The following is a 15,171-nucleotide window of genomic DNA, read 5'->3' as shown; positions in this document are numbered from 1 at the left end:
CCGGGCCCACACCACCGAAAAAACTCACCGCACCTTCGTGCGCACCGACCACACATACGCCAGCAACGACAGCACCGCCACCGACACCATCACCACCGCCATACTCACCAACGACGGCTCACCCGTCTCCGTCAGCCCCGCCAGCGACGCCACACCACCGCCCAACGCGAACTGCAACGCACCCATCAACGCCGAAGCCGTACCCGCCACCGCCGCCGGCTGCCCGTCCAGAGCCGTCACCGTCGCGTTCGGCATGATGAACCCGACACTGAGCATCATCAGCGCGAGCAACGCCACGACCATCCACAACTGGGCCACACCCAGCACCGCCAGCACCGCCAGCACACCCACCGAGGCAAGAGCCAACACCAGACCCATCCCCAGCCGCCGCAGCGTCTCCACACGACCCACCAGGAAACCGTTCAACTGCGTACCCGCCATCATCCCCAGCGCGTTCACCGCGAACAGCCCCGCGTACAACTGCGGCGAGACACCGAACTCCGTCTGCGACACGAACGAGAACGCCGACACGTACGTGAACAACATCCCGAAACTGAGCCCCATCGTCAGCACCGGACCCACAAAACGCGGCTGACGCAGCAGACCACCCACCGTCGCCACCAACTGACGCGGACCCTGCCGACGACGGTCCTGCACCGGCAGACTCTCCGGCAACCACACCAACACCAGCACAAAGCTCAGCGCCGACATCACCGCCAGCACCCAAAAACTCAACTGCCACGGACCCACCAGCAGCAACTGCGCACCCGCCAACGGGGCCAACAGCGGAGCCAGCATCATCACCAGCGCCAGACGCGAGAAGAACCGCACCGCGTCATCACCCGCGAACAGGTCACGCACCACCGCACGACCGATCACCGCACCCGCGGCACCGGCCACACCCTGCACGAACCGCAGCGCGATGAACAACGTCACGTCCGGCACGAACACGCACAGCACCGACGTCACCGTGAACAGGGCCACGCCCACCAACAGCGGACCACGACGACCCACGGCGTCACTCAACGGCCCGATCACCAGCTGGCCCACGGCCAGGCCCAGCATCATCGCCGTCAGCGTCAGCTGGATCTGCGCCTCACTCGTCCCCAGATCCCGCGTGATCTGGGGGAAGGCCGGAAGGTACATGTCGGTCGCCAACGGCCCGGTCGCCGTCAGCACACCCAGCACCAGCACCAGCAGCGCCACCGACTTGCGCGAGGGCGTCCAGCGTTCACCCGCCTCCGGCGCGGGGGCGGATGAAGAAACCGGGACAGGGGAAGAGGACCTCTCGACCGCCTCCCGGTCAGGGACCGCGGAGGGGGAGTTCGGGGACTGCACAGGCACTCCAGTTCAGGAACGGGAAAAGCGCCGGAAGGAAGAACCCCGCCGACGACGGACACTTCCATCCCAACATCCCGACCCCGCGGATCGCCTCCTCTTTATCCCCCAGAACGCCTGTGATGTCCGTTACGACCCGAACGGTTACCTTACGAGCCGGTCCAGCAACCGCACGACCTCACCCTCCGGGTCCTCCGTCAGACCACCGTGGATCGGCCCCGGCTGCACGATCGTGCTCCGCGGAGCCGTCAACCACCGGAACCGCTGACCGGGGCGCTCACGACCGGCCGCACCCGCCCCCGCGCCACCACGGCACATCACCTCCACCGCCTCCAGCGCACGCCGCACACCCGCCACGTCCGCCTCAGCGTCCACCGCCAGCAACCGCCGCTCGTCCAACGCCGAACGAGCCCCCAGGAACCCCCGCTCCTGGCAGTACACGATCACCCCGGCGTTCACGCACTCACCGCGCTCCAACCGCGGCACCACCCGCAGCAGCGCGTACTCGAACACCGCACGCTCACGCCGCTCACCCACACGACCGGTCGTCACCGCGTCGCTGTAACGCCTCGGGGCGCTCATCCCGTCACCTCCGGCAGCCAGGAACGCTCGGCCACCCGGGCCAGCAAGTACCGCACATACGCCGCACGCACATCCCCGGGACCGTCGAACCCGGGCTCGTCCACCAGCCACTCGTCCGGCACCAGCTCCACCACACGGCGCAGCAGACCCTCGTCCACCAGGGGCGCCAGGTCCGCGTCCGCGGCGGCCAGGTCCGGCGACGCACCCGACAGCACGTGGTCGGAGGCGTCGTAGGGGCGGTGCACGAACCGCTCGGCGTTGGCCCAGTTGTGGTGGAAGATCAGCGTCGCACCGTGGTCGATCAGGTAGGGGCGCCCGTGCCACAGCAGCATGTTCGGGTTGCGCCAGGACCGGTCCACGTTGCCGGTCAGGGCGTCGAACCACAGCACCCGCCCGGCGAACCCCCGGTCCACCTCGAAGGTCAGCGGATCGAAGCCCAGCGAACCGGGGAGGAAGTCCATCCCCAGGTTGAGCCCGCCGCTGGCCTTGAGCAGCTCCTGCACCTCGGGATCGGGCTCGCTGCGGCCGATCACCGCGTCGAACTCCGCCGTGACCAGCTCCGGAACGGGCAGCCCCAGGGCGCGGCCCAGCTCCCCCGCGACGACCTCGGCCACGAGCGTCTTGCGCCCCTGCCCCGCCCCGAGGAACTTGACCACGTACATCCCCAGGTCGTCGGCCTCGACCAACCCCGGGAGCGAACCTCCTTCGCGCAGCGGCAGCACGTACCGCGTCGCGACCACCTTTCTCAGCACGCGGACCAGCATAGGCAGCGCACGGAGCGCTCGCGCACCGCCGCCTGGACGGGCCCGCCGCTGAGCCGGACGCACAGGGCCGCGGCCCGCCTCCCCTCCACCGCACCGGAACCGCCTCCCGCCGTCGCCACTAAAGGACGCTGAACACGTTCTAGGCGGCGTCCCCGTCCGCCGCGACACGCCGAACTGCTTCCAGGAGGGAGACCTGTGAGGAGGGTGCGGCGTAGCCGCGCGATCTCTTGCTTTTTCTCTTTTTGAAGAAAAGAACCGCCACCTGTACGACGTAGATTTTTAATGGGAACAAGGAAGGGGCCCGGCGCCGGAACCGGACCCCCCACGCGTTTTCCGAGCCGCACGCCCCCCGCTAGAGGTTGTCCTCGGGGCTGTCGCCCCACTCGCCCTCGCCCTCCCCCGGCGTGGGCATGACCGGCGTCGGCTCCCCTCCCCCGTCCTCACCGTCGCCCTCCCCCGGGAGCGTCCCCGGCCCCTGCGGGCTCTCCGGGCTCTCCTGCGCCTCGGGGGGCTGCGCCGGACTGGGCATCTCCGGCGGCGGGAACTGGAGCATCCACCAGTACAGCAGCGACACCAGCAGCAGGAGGAGCACCAGCGCCAGGCCCAGTCCGCCGATCAGCCACCAGTTGCTCTCCCCCGCCGCCACGGCGCTGTCCCTGCGCCCGGCCCAGGGCGCCCACCGCACCGAGACGGGGCCGCGCGAACCCGCCCAGTGCGGCATCACCACCGGACCGCGCGCGGCCGCCCGGCCCGAGCGCGCCGCCACCTTGAGGAAGTCCTCCGCCGCCGCGCCCGTCCCGTCGTGGGCGAGGGCCACCCACAGCGCCGAGCGCCCTTGCGTGCGTGCCGCGACCACGTCGGGGCTGCGGCGCACCGCCTCGGCGAACCGCTCGCGCGCGCCGCCGTCACCCGCGGCACCGGAGTCGAGCACGGCGACGCTCACCTGGTTCCCGGACCCGTCCCTGCCCAGGTAGACCACGCCGAGGGAGGAGTCGCGCACCCGCCCCAGCAGGCGGTAACCGCCCAGTTGACGTGGATCACCCTCGTTCAGCCCCATCGTGGGAACCGCCATGTCATCCCCCTTGCCCTCCACTCCGGCCGTCCGCTTCGCCGCGTTGTGTACCGGACTGGTGCCCGCGAAACGGGTAGTGTCACCACAGGTGAGTGATCCACAACCTATCCGGTGCCCCCGCGTCGGGGCTCCCTGCTAGGAAGGCGGCACATGGCAGAGAGCGGAAACGGCTCAGCGCCCTCCGCGGGCCCGGACAGCACTCCGGGTGAACCGACCCGGCTGCTGCGCGCCGCGCTGCACGAGGTGTCCAGGGTGATCGTGGGCCAGGAGCGCATGGTGGAGCGCTCCCTGATCGCCCTGGTCGCGGGAGGGCACTGCCTGATCGAGGGCGTGCCCGGAATCGCCAAGACCCTGGCGGTGTCCACCCTGGCCAAGGTCACCGGGGGTTCGTTCGCCCGTGTGCAGTTCACCCCGGACCTGGTGCCCTCCGACATCGTCGGCACGCGCATCTACCATCCCTCCACCGAGCAGTTCGACGTGGAGCTGGGGCCGGTCTTCGCCAACTTCGTGCTCGCCGACGAGATCAACCGGGCCCCGGCCAAGGTGCAGTCGGCCCTGCTGGAGGTCATGGCCGAGCGGCAGGTGTCCCTCGGCGGGACCACCCACCCGCTCCCCTCCCCGTTCATCGTCATCGCCACACAGAACCCGGTGGAGTCCGAGGGCGTGTACCCGCTGCCCGAGGCCCAGCGCGACCGGTTCCTGATGAAGGTCAACGTCCGCCATCCGCGCGCGCACGAGGAGATGGAGATCCTGCGCCGGATGTCCACCACCCCGCCCACCGCGCACCAGGTGCTCGACCCCGTCACCCTGAGCGAGCTGCAGTCCGACGCCCAGCGCGTCCACGTCCACCAGCTCATCGCCGACTACGTGGTGCGGCTGGTCATGGCCACGCGCGAGCCGGAGAACCACCAGATGCCGGACCTGCGCCAGGTGCTGGAGATGGGGGCCAGCCCCCGCGCCACCCTGGGCCTGGTCTCGGCCGCGCGGGCCCTGGCCCTGCTGCGCGGGCGCGACTACGTGCTCCCCGACGACGTGCGGGTGCTCGCCCACGACGTCATCGCCCACCGCCTGGTGCTGACCTTCGACGCCCTGGCCGACGGGATCACCGCCGAACAGGTGGTGGACCGCATCCTGTCGACCGTGCTGGCGCCGCGGGTGATCTGGGACGAGCCGCCCAGCGGGGAGACCGCCTCCTTCGCCTCCGCGAGGTGAGCCGGTGAACGCACCCGCCATCGGTACCGATCCCCGGCTGCGCGCCGCGCTGCGCCGTCTGGACCTGCGCATCGTGCACCGCCTGGAGGGGCTGCTGCACGGCGAGCACCTCGGACTGCGCCTGGGGCCCGGCTCGGAGGCGGCCGAGGCGCGCCTGTACCAGCCGGGCGAGGACGACGTGCGGCTCATGGACTGGTCGGTGACCGCGCGCACCGACACCCCGCACGTGCGCGACCTGGTCGCCGACCGCGAGCTGGAGAGCTGGACCCTGCTGGACCTGTCGCCGAGCATGGACTTCGGCACGGGCCTGCGCTCCAAGCACGAGGTGGCGGTCGGGGCGATGGTCGCGGCCAACCTCCTCACCCAGCGGGTGGGCGACCGCTTCGGCGCCCACTTCCTGCACCGGGGCACGATCCGGCGCTGGCCCGCGCGTTCGGGCAAGGAGGCCCTGCTGGCGCTGCTGGCCACGGTGGCCGCGGCGCCGACCGGTGACGAGCGCGAGCCCTCGCCGCACCGGGCGACCCTGGCCGACGCCATCGGCGACCTGGTGCGGGTGCGCCGCAGGCGCGGCCTGCGGGTGGTGATCTCCGACTTCCTGGACACCCCCGCCTTCGGCGGCGAGGTGACCTGGGAGCGCCCCCTGCGCCAGATGGCCGTGCGCCACCAGGTGCTGGTGGTGGAGGTGGTCGATCCGCGCGAGCTGGACGTGCCCGAGGTGGGCGACGTGACGCTGCGCGATCCGGGCACGGGCAGGGTGCGCGACGTGCGGCTGACGCGGGCGGTGCGCGAGCGCTACCGCCAGGCGGCCGAGGGGCAGCGCCGCGCGGTGCGCGACGCGCTGCGCCGGTGCGGGGTGCACCACCTGATGCTACGGACGGACCGGGACTGGGTACTGGATACGGCACGCTTCGTTATCCACCAGAGGCGTACCGCGCACCACCTGGCCCGCCACACTCCGGGAACGCCCCGGTGAGCGCGGCGGGCCCCACCGAGGGACCGAACGAGGGCGCGGGCGCGGACCCGCGGGACAGAGCCGAGGCACGGGGGATTGAGTCATGACCTTCCTGGAGCCCCAGAGGCTGTGGTGGCTGCTCCTCGTCGTCGTACTGGTCGCCGCGTACGTGTTCGCGCAGACCCGGCGGCGCGAGTACACGATGCGCTTCACCAACCTTGCGCTGCTGGACCAGGTGGCGCCGCACCGCCCGGACGTGCGCAGGCACGTGCCGGCGGTGCTGTTCACGGTGACGATCGGGGTGCTGATCGCCTCGATGGCGCTGCCGGCGATGCCGGTGCAGCAGCCGCGTGAGCGGGCGACGATCATGGTGGCGGTGGACGTGTCGCTGTCGATGGCGGCCGACGACATCGACCCCAACCGGCTGGAGGCGGCCAAGAAGTCGGCCCAGGGGTTCGTGGAGACGCTGCCGGACCGGTTCAACGTGGGCCTGGTGGCCTTCTCCTCGACGGCGACGGTGGTCTCCTCCCCCACCCATGACCACCAGGCGGTGATCGGCTCGATCGAGAACCTCCAGCTGGGTCCGGGCACGGCGATCGGCGAGGGGGTGTTCGCCTCGCTGGAGTCGATCAGCAGTTTCGACGAGGACGCCGACGTGGACCCGCCGCCGTCGGCGATCGTGCTGCTCTCGGACGGGGAGAACACCAGCGGCCGCGACATCTCGCAGGCCGTGGCGATGGCGGCGGAGCAGGAGGTCCCGGTCTCCACGATCGCGTTCGGCACGGGCGCGGCGATGATCGAGATCGACGGCTACCAGGTGCCCGCCGACATCGACAAGGAGGCGCTGCGCGGTCTGGCCTCGGACACCGGGGGGCACTTCTACGAGGCGGAGAGCGAGACGGAGCTGGACGAGGTCTACGAGGACATCGGCTCGTCGCTGGGCACCGAGCTGGTGCACGAGGAAATCGTCACACGTTTCGTGCTGGCGGCGATCGTCCTGGCGATGGCCACCGCCGTGACGTCACTCCTGTGGTTCCAGCGGCTCCCGTGAACGGGAGGGGGTCTACGGGCCCCTTCCCGCACGGGCCCCGGGTGACGTGGGCCACATCCCTTTAGGTGGGGTTTACACCGTTCCTGTTATGTCCACGGGTTAGCGTGGGCATGTTTTGTCCTGCCCATCACATGAGGAACGATGCCGAACACACCCGCAGTGCCGACGGCGATCTGCTTTGACCTGGACGACACCCTGATCGACGATCTCGCCGCGTCGTCCACGGGGCTCCGCGCGGTCATGGACCGGCTCGGCCACCCGGACTTCGGAGCAGCCCGCAGTCTGTGGGACGTGCAGACCGAGATCTCCTTCGGTTCCTACCTGCGCGGACGCCTGAGCCTGGAGCAGCAGCGCCGCGAGCGGATCCGGGCCCTGGCCGTCCAGGCCGGTCACTCCGACCTCGCCGACCAGCACTGCGACGAGTTGTACCGGATCTACCTGGAGGCCCACCGCTCGGCGTGGCAGGTCTTCCCCGACGCGATCCCGGCGCTGAACGCGCTGGCCTCGGCCGGATACCGCCTGGCCGTGGTGACCAACGGCATCGAGTCCCTCCAGCACGCCAAGCTCCAGTCCCTGGAGCTGGCCCCCTACTTCCACGCCGTGGTGTGCACCGACACGGTCGGAACGGGCAAGCCGGACCCGCGCATCTTCCACACCGCCGCCCAGCGCCTGGGCGTGGACCCCACCGCGTGCTGGCACGTGGGGGACCAGATCCAGGCCGACGGCGTGGGCGCCGCCGCCGCGAGCATGCGCCCGGTCATGATCGACCGCCGGGGCCACCAGCGGTTCGAGTCGGTGACCACCATCGCCAACCTGGACGAACTGCTGCGTCTGGTGGGCCTGCCCAGCGCGGCCCCCGCCGCCGGATCGCTGTGACCGCCGCCTCCCCGGGCGCTCCGGGGCGGCGCGTCACCGCGCACCTGGTCACCGCCGGTGCGCCCGCGGTACTCGGGGCTCGCGTGCTGTTCGGCCAGGACCCCGCGGACGTGGTCCGCGGCCTGGGCGGTCTGGCCCCGGACGCTCCCCTGCGCGCGCTGGACGTGCTCACCGAGCTGGCGTCCGCGCCCGGCGGCGCCCCGCTGCACATCGACCGGGTGGTGTTCGCCGGGGCCGGAGCGGAGGCCTCCTGGCCCTCGGCCGCGGGCGCCGGTCTGCGGCCCTCCCCCGCCGAACTGGCCGCGGAGGAGGCCGCGCCCGGGAACGGGCTGACGCCGCTGCGCCGGTTCGCCTCCTACGGGATCGTCACCGACCCCGGCGGCAACGTGCTGCTGAGCCTGATCGCCGAGGGGTTCCCCGGCGCCGGGACCTGGCACCTGCCGGGCGGCGGCGTGGACGCGGGCGAGGACGTGCGGGCCGCGCTGCGCCGCGAGGTGGTCGAGGAGACCGGCCAGGACGGCCTGGTCGGGGAGCTGGTCACCGTGTCCAGCCACCGCCGTGAGGGCTCCGGCGGCCACGACATCTACGCGGTGTGGGCGTTCTTCCGCGTCCTGGTCCGCGACCCGGGTCCGGCCCGGGTACTGGAGGAGAGCGGCTCGACCGCCGACGCGCGCTGGTTCGCCCCCGGTGAGGTCGCCGGGCTGCGGCTGTCCACCACGGCCCGGCGCGGTCTGGCCTACCTGGGCCTCTCCGGCACGGCCTGAGCCTGCGGCCGGGCACCGGCTCCCCTGCGGTACTCGGACAGGACCGCCCCGGATCGGAGCCTCCTGCGTCGCACCGGCGCCCCCTCCGGGCGGACCTTCAGCCCTGCCGGAGGTCCCTGACGAACACGATCCCGTCGCTGTCGGCCAGACGGGCCGGGTCGAGCGGGGCGTAGCCGAACCAGGGGGACACACGGGGTGCGGGGCGCGCGCCGTCCAGGTCCGCGGCCAGCCGGGGCGCGTCGACCACGCAGCACTCCTCCCCGAGGGCGTGCAGGAGTCCCTCGACGGTGTCCGTGGGCGGGGTGTCCACGCCCCGGTGCCGGATCGTGCCCAGGGCCGTGGCCAGGAAGGCGTACTCCCGCCCCAGGCGGGCGCCCACGATCGCCCCGGCGCCCCACCAGTCCAGCGGCGGCCCGCCCATCCGCATCGTGCTCATGCCGCGCTGGAGGTGGGAGTTGTGGGCGTGGACCAGCACCGGGCCCCGCTCGGCGAGGGCGAAGAGGTTGTCGGCCATCATCTGGTCGCGCAGGCCCAGCAGCCGCCTCATCCGGCTCGGTGAGGTGTCGACCGTCATCCCCACGTCCTCCAGCCGCGTCATGCGGCGCGAGGAGGTGTCGGCCATCCAGAAGTGGTAGCGCAGCAGGCCGGTGGCGGTGCGCCCGTACAGGCGCGCCCGGTCCCAGTCCTCGCGCGAGGTCGCCGAGACCAGGCGCGGCGTGTGCGCGTCGAGCAGCGCCGCCAGGTCGTCGGCGAGCATGCGCAGCTCCCGGACCTCCTCCGAGCGCCCCACGGACTCGGCCGGGTCCAGCATCGCGTCGGGGTTGGTCCACCGCGCGTCGTCGCCGATCAGGCGGTCCAGCGTCCGCGCGTCGCACGGGATCTGGTCCGCCTCCACCCAGCGCGCGAGGTAGTCGTGGAGCGCGGTCAGGGCCCGCCGGGGGCTCTGGGCGCCGGTGATCTCCAGCGGGCCGTCGAAACCGGCGAAGCGCACCTGTTCGGCGGCGGGCCTGCCGTCGTTGCGGGCGCGCATCCAGCGTACGAGTTCGCGGTTGGCCTCCGACGCGCCGAACCCGTGGCTGAACCCGTGCTCCATGGCCTCGTCGAGGGTGCCCGTGCCCGAGGTGACGTACGCGTCCACGGCCAGGCCCGCCAGGCAGTCGCTCTCGACGGCGATCGTCCGGTATCCCTCCTGCTCGACGAGCTGGCGGAAAAGCCCGTTGCGCAGCTCCAGCAGGGCGTCCTCCCCGTGGGTGGGCTCGCCCAGGGCGAGCAGCCGCGGCCGGGACGGGAGCAGCCCCATGACGGCGGCGGCCTCGAAGGTGTGTGCGGTGATCTTGGTGCCAGTGTCCATACCTTCAACGGTATCGTTGAAGTAACGGTTGAGACTTTTTCGGTACAGCGGCGGTGATATGGCTAAGAACTTTCAAAGCGGTGATCGGCTCAGGCCGATCGACCTGGCGCGCGGGCACGGCCTGTCCACGCAGGCGGTCAGGAACTACGAGGAGGACGGGATCCTTCCGGCGGCCGACCGCACGCGCCACGGCTACCGCACCTACACCCCGCTGCACGCGCGGGCCCTGAGCGCGTTCGTGGCCCTGGTACCCGGCCACGGCCACCAGGGGGCGGCCTCGATCATGCGGGCGGTGAACGGGGACCGCGCGGATGAGGCGCTGCGCCTCATCGACGAGGGCCACACCCAGCTCCTGGACGACCGGCGGACCCTGCGGGCCGTGGAGGAAGCGCTGCGCGGCCTGGGGACCGGCGGGCGGACCCGGTCCGCCGACCGGACCGCATCCGGCGGGCGGACCAGCTCCGGTGGGCGGGCCGGGGCGGCTCCGCCCTCACGACCGGCCAAGGAGCCCGGAACGGCCGGGGCGGCGGAGCCCGGCGCCATGTTCGTCGGACCGCTGGCGGGCAGGCTCGGCGTCCGGCCCGCGACGCTGCGCGCCTGGGAGCGCGCCGGGCTGGTGCGTCCCCGCCGCGACCCGCGGACCGGGTACCGCGTCTACGGCGAGGCCGACGTGCGCGACGCCCTGCTGGTCCACCAGCTCAGGCGGGGCGGTTACCTGCTGGAGCAGATCGCCCCGCTGATCGCCCAGGTGCGTTCGGCCGGCGGGCTGGAGCCGTTGGAGGGCGCGCTGCGCGACTGGCGTGCCCGGCTGTCCGCGCGCGGGCGGGCGATGCTGGCCGGGGCCGCCGAGCTGGAGGCGTACCTGCGCGAACGCGGATGAGGCCCCGGCCGCCAGTCGGAGTGCGCCGCGAGAGCGGCGGCGCCGTCGAGCGCGGGGAGCCGCCCGGACGGGGGTTCCCGGTTCCTCGGCTTCCTCCGTGGTCGAGGGGCGGTCCAGGAGCGCTTCGGGGCTTTCCGGAAGGAAGGGTCGTGGGCGGCCGCATCGGTGAACGGGGGACTTGCCCGTGATCTCCGTGAGTCCCCTGTGGAAGGCGCGGGGGTCAGGTCCGCGGGGCCGGGAACGTGACCCCGGTCAGCCGTTCGCTCTCACGCCACAGCCGGGAACCCTGCTCAGGGCTGTCGGCCCCGGCGGGCAGCGGGGTCGGCTTGGGAGTCCCGGAGGTCTGGTCCCGTCCGGCGGGACCGAGGAAGGCTCCGCTGGCGGCCTCGGCGTGGGTCGCCCCGTACAGGGAGGGCCAGGCGGCGCCCTCGGCCGAACCCATGAGGGTGCGCGCGGCCAGGGCGACGAACAGCCGCCCCGCCCGCCCCGTGGACGTGTGGCGCTGCAGGTTGGTGACGGCCGAACCCGGGTGCACGGCCAGAGCGCGGTGCGCGCTGCCGTCGAGGCGGCGGGCGAGTTCCCGGGTGAAGACGATGTTGGCGCGCTTGGACTTGGCGTACGCGCCCATCGGGCGGTAGCGCTGTTCGCTCATCAGGTCGGTGAGGTCGCCTGAGCGCCAGGCGGCGGCGATGGCGCTGACCGTGACGATCCGCGCGGCCGCCGAACGCGCCAGGGCGGGCATCAGGCGGGCGGTCAACGCGAAGTGGCCGAGGTGGTTCGTGCCGACGGTCAGTTCGAGGCCGTCGCGGGTGGTGCGGCGTTCGGGGACGTTCATGACGCCGGCGTTGTTGACGAGGATGTCGATCGTCTCTTCGGCGGCGAGCGGGGCCGCCGCGTCGCGGATCGCGGCCAGGTCGCCGAGGTCGAGCTCCACGGTCTCCAGACGCGCGCCGGGCACGTCGGCGCGCAGACGGGCGGCGGCTTCGGCCAGTGCGTCCGGACGGCGCCCGGCGAGCAGGATCCGGGCGCCGCGCTGGGCCAGGACCCGGGCGGTGCGGTAGCCGATGCCGCTGTTGGCGCCGGTGATCAGAGCGGTCCGGCCGTCGAGCGACGGGATGTCGGCGGGGGTCCAGTGCTGCGCGGTCATCACACACCTCTTAAATGAATGTTCATTTATCACGCTCAGCATGCCCACGCGGGCCGGGTTTGTCAAATGAACGTTCATTAAGGGAGGATGGGGGCATGGCAACGCGCGATCCCGACCGCAAACGGCAGCAGTTGATGGAGGCGGCCCTGGCCGAGTTCGCCGAGTACGGTGTGGCCGGCGCCCGGGTGGACCGGCTCGCCAAACGCGCCGGCATCAGCCCCGGCCTCGTGTACTCGTTCTTCGCCGGCAAGGAGGGCCTGTTCGAGGCCGTCCACGAGGCGATCGTCGAGCGGACGGTGGGCGCCGTGCCCATCGACGCCGACGACCTGCCCGGATACGCCGGCCGCCTGCACGACGCCGCGGCACGGCACCCGCAGGTCATGCGGTTCCTCACGTGGTACGCGCTCGAACGCGCGGAACGACCGGTCTCCGAGACCGTCGCCCGCTCCATGGACGAGAAGATCGCGGCCATCGAGGCGGCGCAGCGGAGCGGCACCGTCAGATCCGACAGACCGGCCGGTGAGATCCTCGCCCTGGTACTGACGCTGGCCAACATGTGGCAGCACCACAACGAGGACGTCAGCCGCCTCGTCACCGACGCGCAGCGGCGCACCGTCGTCACCGACGCCGTACGCCGCCTGGTCACCCCGCAGGAGCCCTCTCATGGCTGACCACACCACGGCGGCCCGTCCGCGGGGCTGAGCGCCCGCGAGAGCGCGGGTCAGGTCCGCTCCGGCCGCGCCAGCGCTCCGGCCGCGACCGGAGCGGCGGCACGTGTCGTCGCCGAACGCGGTGACGTCACCGCGGAGGAACCCGCGCTCCACCCGCCCGGACCGGCGTGTTCCCCGCCCGCACTCCTAGGGGCTGTTTGGGAACCCTCGCGGGAGCGGGTGAAAGCACCAAAGCAGTAACAACGGGCATGTCGCCCAGCACACGAACGAAGCCTCCGGTAGACGGGTCAACGACCAAGAAGACAAGTCCGCCGGAGGCTTCGTGCCGACCCTACCCGGACCCGGGCGCGGTGACCTCACCGACGCCCAGTGGGCCCTACTCGAACCCCTGCTGCCCGCCTCCTCAACGGGCCGCCCGCCCCAACGCTGCAAGCGCACCCTGATCAACGGCATCCGCTGGCGGGTGCGGGTCGGCGCTCCCTGGCGCGATCTACCCGAACGCTACGGCCCCTGGCAGACGGTCTACGACCTGTTCCGCCGCTGGAGCCTGGACGGCACCTGGGCGCAGATCCTGGCCTCTTTGCAGTCGATCGCCGACGCGGCGGGCCTGATCACCTGGCAGGTCAACGTCGACTCCACCATCGTGCGCGCCCACCAGCACGCCGCCGGGGCCGCGAAAAAGGGGAGCAAGAAGATCACGGAACGGATGAGCCCGCCGACCACGCCCTGGGACGCTCACGCGGCGGGTGGACCACCAAAATCCATCTGGCCTGCGAACAGGCTCAAAAGCCCGTGTCCGTGGTGATCACCGCCGGTCAGCGTGGAGACGCTCCCCAGTTCGAGCCCGTCATGGGCCGTATCCGCGTCGTGGGGCGGGGGCGCAGTGGTCCGGCGCGCACCCGGCCGGTACGGGTGCGCGCCGATAAGGCCTACAGCTCGAAGAAGATCCGCTCCTACCTGCGCGCACGCAAGATCAAGGCGACGATCCCAGAGCCTGCCGACCGGGTTCGCAATCGCGAACGCAAGGGACGGCGCGGGGGACGTCCTCCCGCTTTCGACAAGGCCGACTATCGGGCCCGTCACGCGGTGGAGTGCGGGATCAACCGGCTCAAACGCAATCGGGCGGTGGCCACGCGCTATGACAAGCTCGCGCTTCGCTACGAGGCCACCGTCCAGATCGCGGTCATCAACGAATGGCTCTGACTTACCAAACAGGCCCTAGAAGCGCAGGTCGAAGCGCTCGCGCAGCCACCACAGCCCGGCTCCCACCGCCAGGACCGCCATGCCGGTGATGACCGTGGGCAGCGGCAGGCTGCACGCCAGCACGACGCAGCCGCCCAGCCCGGTCAGCGGCACCAGCAGCGGCGGACGGGGCTCGTCGGGGCCCAGGCGCAGCGCCGAGGCGTTGGTGATGGCGTAGTAGACCAGCACCCCGAAGGCGGAGAAGGCGATCGCGCCGCGCAGGTCGGTGACCAGGACCAGGGCGATGACGACCGCGCCGACCAGCAGTTCGGCGCGGTGGGGCACCCCGTGGCGCTCGTGGACCGAGGCCAGGGAGCGGGGCAGGTGTCCGTCGGCGGCCATCGCGGCGGTGGTGCGCGAGACCCCGAGGATGAGGGAGAGCAGGGCGCCCAGGCTGGCCACGGCCGCGCCCGCGACCACCACGGGGGCCAGCCAGTCGAACCCGGCCACCCGGACGGCGTCGACCATCGGGGTGTCGGTGGTGGACAGGCGTTCGCGGCCCAGCACGATCAGCAGTCCGGTGCCGATGACGAGGTAGAGCACCAGCACGCCGCCCAGGGAGACGTTGACCGCGCGGGGGATCGTGGTCTGGGGGTCGCGGACCTCGCCGCCCAGAGTGGCCACCCTGGCGTACCCGGCGAAGGCGAAGAAGATCATCCCGGCCGCGCCGAGCACACCGAAGGAGCCGGGCCAGGGCCCCAGGCCCTCCACCTGGGCGACGGCGGCCAGGCGCCCGCTGAGGAGCATGGCCGCGCACACGGCGGTCAGGACAGCCAGGACCGCGACCAGCAGGATCTTGATGACCATCGTGGAGCGCTGGATCCCGCGGTAGTTGAGCGCGGTGAGCGCGACCACGGTGGCCGCCGCCAGGGCCTTCTCCCAGCCGGGGAGGAGGTAGGCGCCGAAGGTCAGCGCCATGGCCGCGCAGGACGCGGTCTTGCCGACCACGAAGGACCAGCCCGCCAGGTAGCCCCACAGCTCGCCCAGGCGCTCGCGGCCGTAGACGTAGGCGCCGCCGGACTCGGGGTGGCGGGCGGCGAGCCTGGCAGAGGAGACGGCGTTGCAGTAGGCGACGATCCCCGCGATGAGGATGGCCACGGGCAGCCAGGCGCCCGCGCCGAGCGCGGCCGGGGCGAAGACGGTGAACACCCCGGCGCCGAGCATCGCGCCCGCGCCGATGGCGACGGCGTCGACGGTGCCCAGGACGCGGGCGGGTCTGGCCTGGGGGCCGGAGGAGGAGGTGGTCAACGGGGTCTCCCTTGCGTGAGT

15 protein-coding genes are annotated in these 15,171 nt (G+C 72.2%); 8 read left to right on the top strand and 7 right to left on the bottom strand.

Going from position 1 to position 15,171, the window contains the following annotated elements; all coding sequences use genetic code 11:
- Positions 1–24: 24 nt before the first annotated feature.
- From EV372_RS24720 to EV372_RS24705, 4 genes are all read right to left on the bottom strand, one after another.
- On the bottom strand, positions 25–1,338 hold the full coding sequence (locus EV372_RS24720; RefSeq protein ID WP_130397991.1) for a multidrug effflux MFS transporter: 1,314 nt from the start codon (positions 1,336–1,338) through the stop codon (positions 25–27).
- 144 nt (positions 1,339–1,482) lie between these two features.
- On the bottom strand, positions 1,483–1,920 hold the full coding sequence (locus tag EV372_RS24715; RefSeq protein WP_013152991.1) for a DUF3037 domain-containing protein: 438 nt from the start codon (positions 1,918–1,920) through the stop codon (positions 1,483–1,485).
- A complete protein-coding gene (locus EV372_RS24710) occupies positions 1,917–2,684 on the bottom strand; it encodes a HipA family kinase (protein WP_130397990.1) in 768 nt (255 codons plus the stop codon). Before EV372_RS24710 ends, EV372_RS24715 begins: the two co-directional genes overlap by 4 nt.
- Before the next feature lie 352 nt (positions 2,685–3,036).
- On the bottom strand, positions 3,037–3,756 hold the full coding sequence (locus tag EV372_RS24705; RefSeq protein ID WP_130397989.1) for a protein kinase family protein: 720 nt from the start codon (positions 3,754–3,756) through the stop codon (positions 3,037–3,039).
- Positions 3,757–3,906: 150 nt separating this feature from the next.
- Between EV372_RS24705 and EV372_RS24700 the strand changes: the two genes are divergently transcribed.
- The 5 genes from EV372_RS24700 to EV372_RS24680 all read left to right on the top strand — a co-directional run bounded on the left by EV372_RS24700 (position 3,907) and on the right by EV372_RS24680 (position 8,611).
- Positions 3,907–4,968 (top strand): AAA family ATPase, encoded by a 1,062-nt coding sequence (locus EV372_RS24700; RefSeq protein ID WP_061080975.1) that lies wholly within the window; start codon positions 3,907–3,909, stop codon positions 4,966–4,968.
- A gap of 4 nt (positions 4,969–4,972) precedes the next feature.
- Positions 4,973–5,941 carry a DUF58 domain-containing protein gene (locus EV372_RS24695; RefSeq protein ID WP_130397988.1) on the top strand — a complete coding sequence of 323 codons (969 nt, stop codon included), beginning with the start codon at positions 4,973–4,975 and terminating at the stop codon, positions 5,939–5,941.
- A gap of 82 nt (positions 5,942–6,023) precedes the next feature.
- Positions 6,024–6,971, top strand: coding sequence for a VWA domain-containing protein (locus tag EV372_RS24690; protein WP_130397987.1), 948 nt, complete (start codon positions 6,024–6,026; stop codon positions 6,969–6,971).
- 141 nt (positions 6,972–7,112) lie between these two features.
- Positions 7,113–7,847 carry an HAD family hydrolase gene (locus EV372_RS24685; RefSeq protein WP_130397986.1) on the top strand — a complete coding sequence of 245 codons (735 nt, stop codon included), beginning with the start codon at positions 7,113–7,115 and terminating at the stop codon, positions 7,845–7,847.
- The gene (locus EV372_RS24680) at positions 7,844–8,611 is read left to right on the top strand and encodes an NUDIX domain-containing protein (protein ID WP_130397985.1); all 768 of its coding nucleotides are present in this window, start codon (positions 7,844–7,846) and stop codon (positions 8,609–8,611) included. The genes EV372_RS24685 and EV372_RS24680 overlap by 4 nt, the downstream gene beginning before the upstream one ends.
- A 97-nt stretch (positions 8,612–8,708) precedes the next feature.
- On the opposite strand, the gene EV372_RS24675 is transcribed toward EV372_RS24680, so the two are convergent.
- The gene (locus tag EV372_RS24675) at positions 8,709–9,962 is read right to left on the bottom strand and encodes an erythromycin esterase family protein (protein WP_130397984.1); all 1,254 of its coding nucleotides are present in this window, start codon (positions 9,960–9,962) and stop codon (positions 8,709–8,711) included.
- 58 nt (positions 9,963–10,020) lie between these two features.
- On the opposite strand from EV372_RS24675, the gene EV372_RS24670 reads away from it, so the two are divergent.
- Entirely contained in the window at positions 10,021–10,842 is an 822-nt protein-coding gene (locus EV372_RS24670) for a TioE family transcriptional regulator (protein ID WP_130397983.1), read from the top strand.
- A gap of 220 nt (positions 10,843–11,062) precedes the next feature.
- Here EV372_RS24670 and EV372_RS24665 read toward each other — a convergent pair whose 3' ends face one another.
- Positions 11,063–11,989 carry an oxidoreductase gene (locus tag EV372_RS24665; protein WP_130397982.1) on the bottom strand — a complete coding sequence of 309 codons (927 nt, stop codon included), beginning with the start codon at positions 11,987–11,989 and terminating at the stop codon, positions 11,063–11,065.
- 95 nt (positions 11,990–12,084) lie between these two features.
- Here EV372_RS24665 and EV372_RS24660 point away from each other — a divergent pair, with 95 nt between their 5' ends.
- On the top strand, positions 12,085–12,660 hold the full coding sequence (locus tag EV372_RS24660; RefSeq protein WP_130397981.1) for a TetR/AcrR family transcriptional regulator: 576 nt from the start codon (positions 12,085–12,087) through the stop codon (positions 12,658–12,660).
- 322 nt (positions 12,661–12,982) lie between these two features.
- A protein-coding gene (locus tag EV372_RS24655; protein ID WP_486483996.1) for an IS5 family transposase occupies positions 12,983–13,863 on the top strand; the annotation gives its coding sequence in 2 pieces (ribosomal slippage) (positions 12,983–13,354 and positions 13,357–13,863; 879 coding nt in all).
- A 15-nt stretch (positions 13,864–13,878) separates the two neighbouring features.
- On the opposite strand, the gene EV372_RS24650 is transcribed toward EV372_RS24655, so the two are convergent.
- Entirely contained in the window at positions 13,879–15,150 is a 1,272-nt protein-coding gene (locus EV372_RS24650; protein ID WP_130397980.1) for an APC family permease, read from the bottom strand.
- Positions 15,151–15,171: the final 21 nt, after the last annotated feature.

The sequence above is a fragment of the Nocardiopsis sp. CNZ308 genome, assembly GCF_004217075.1.
This window is presented reverse-complemented; position numbering and strand designations above follow the sequence as displayed.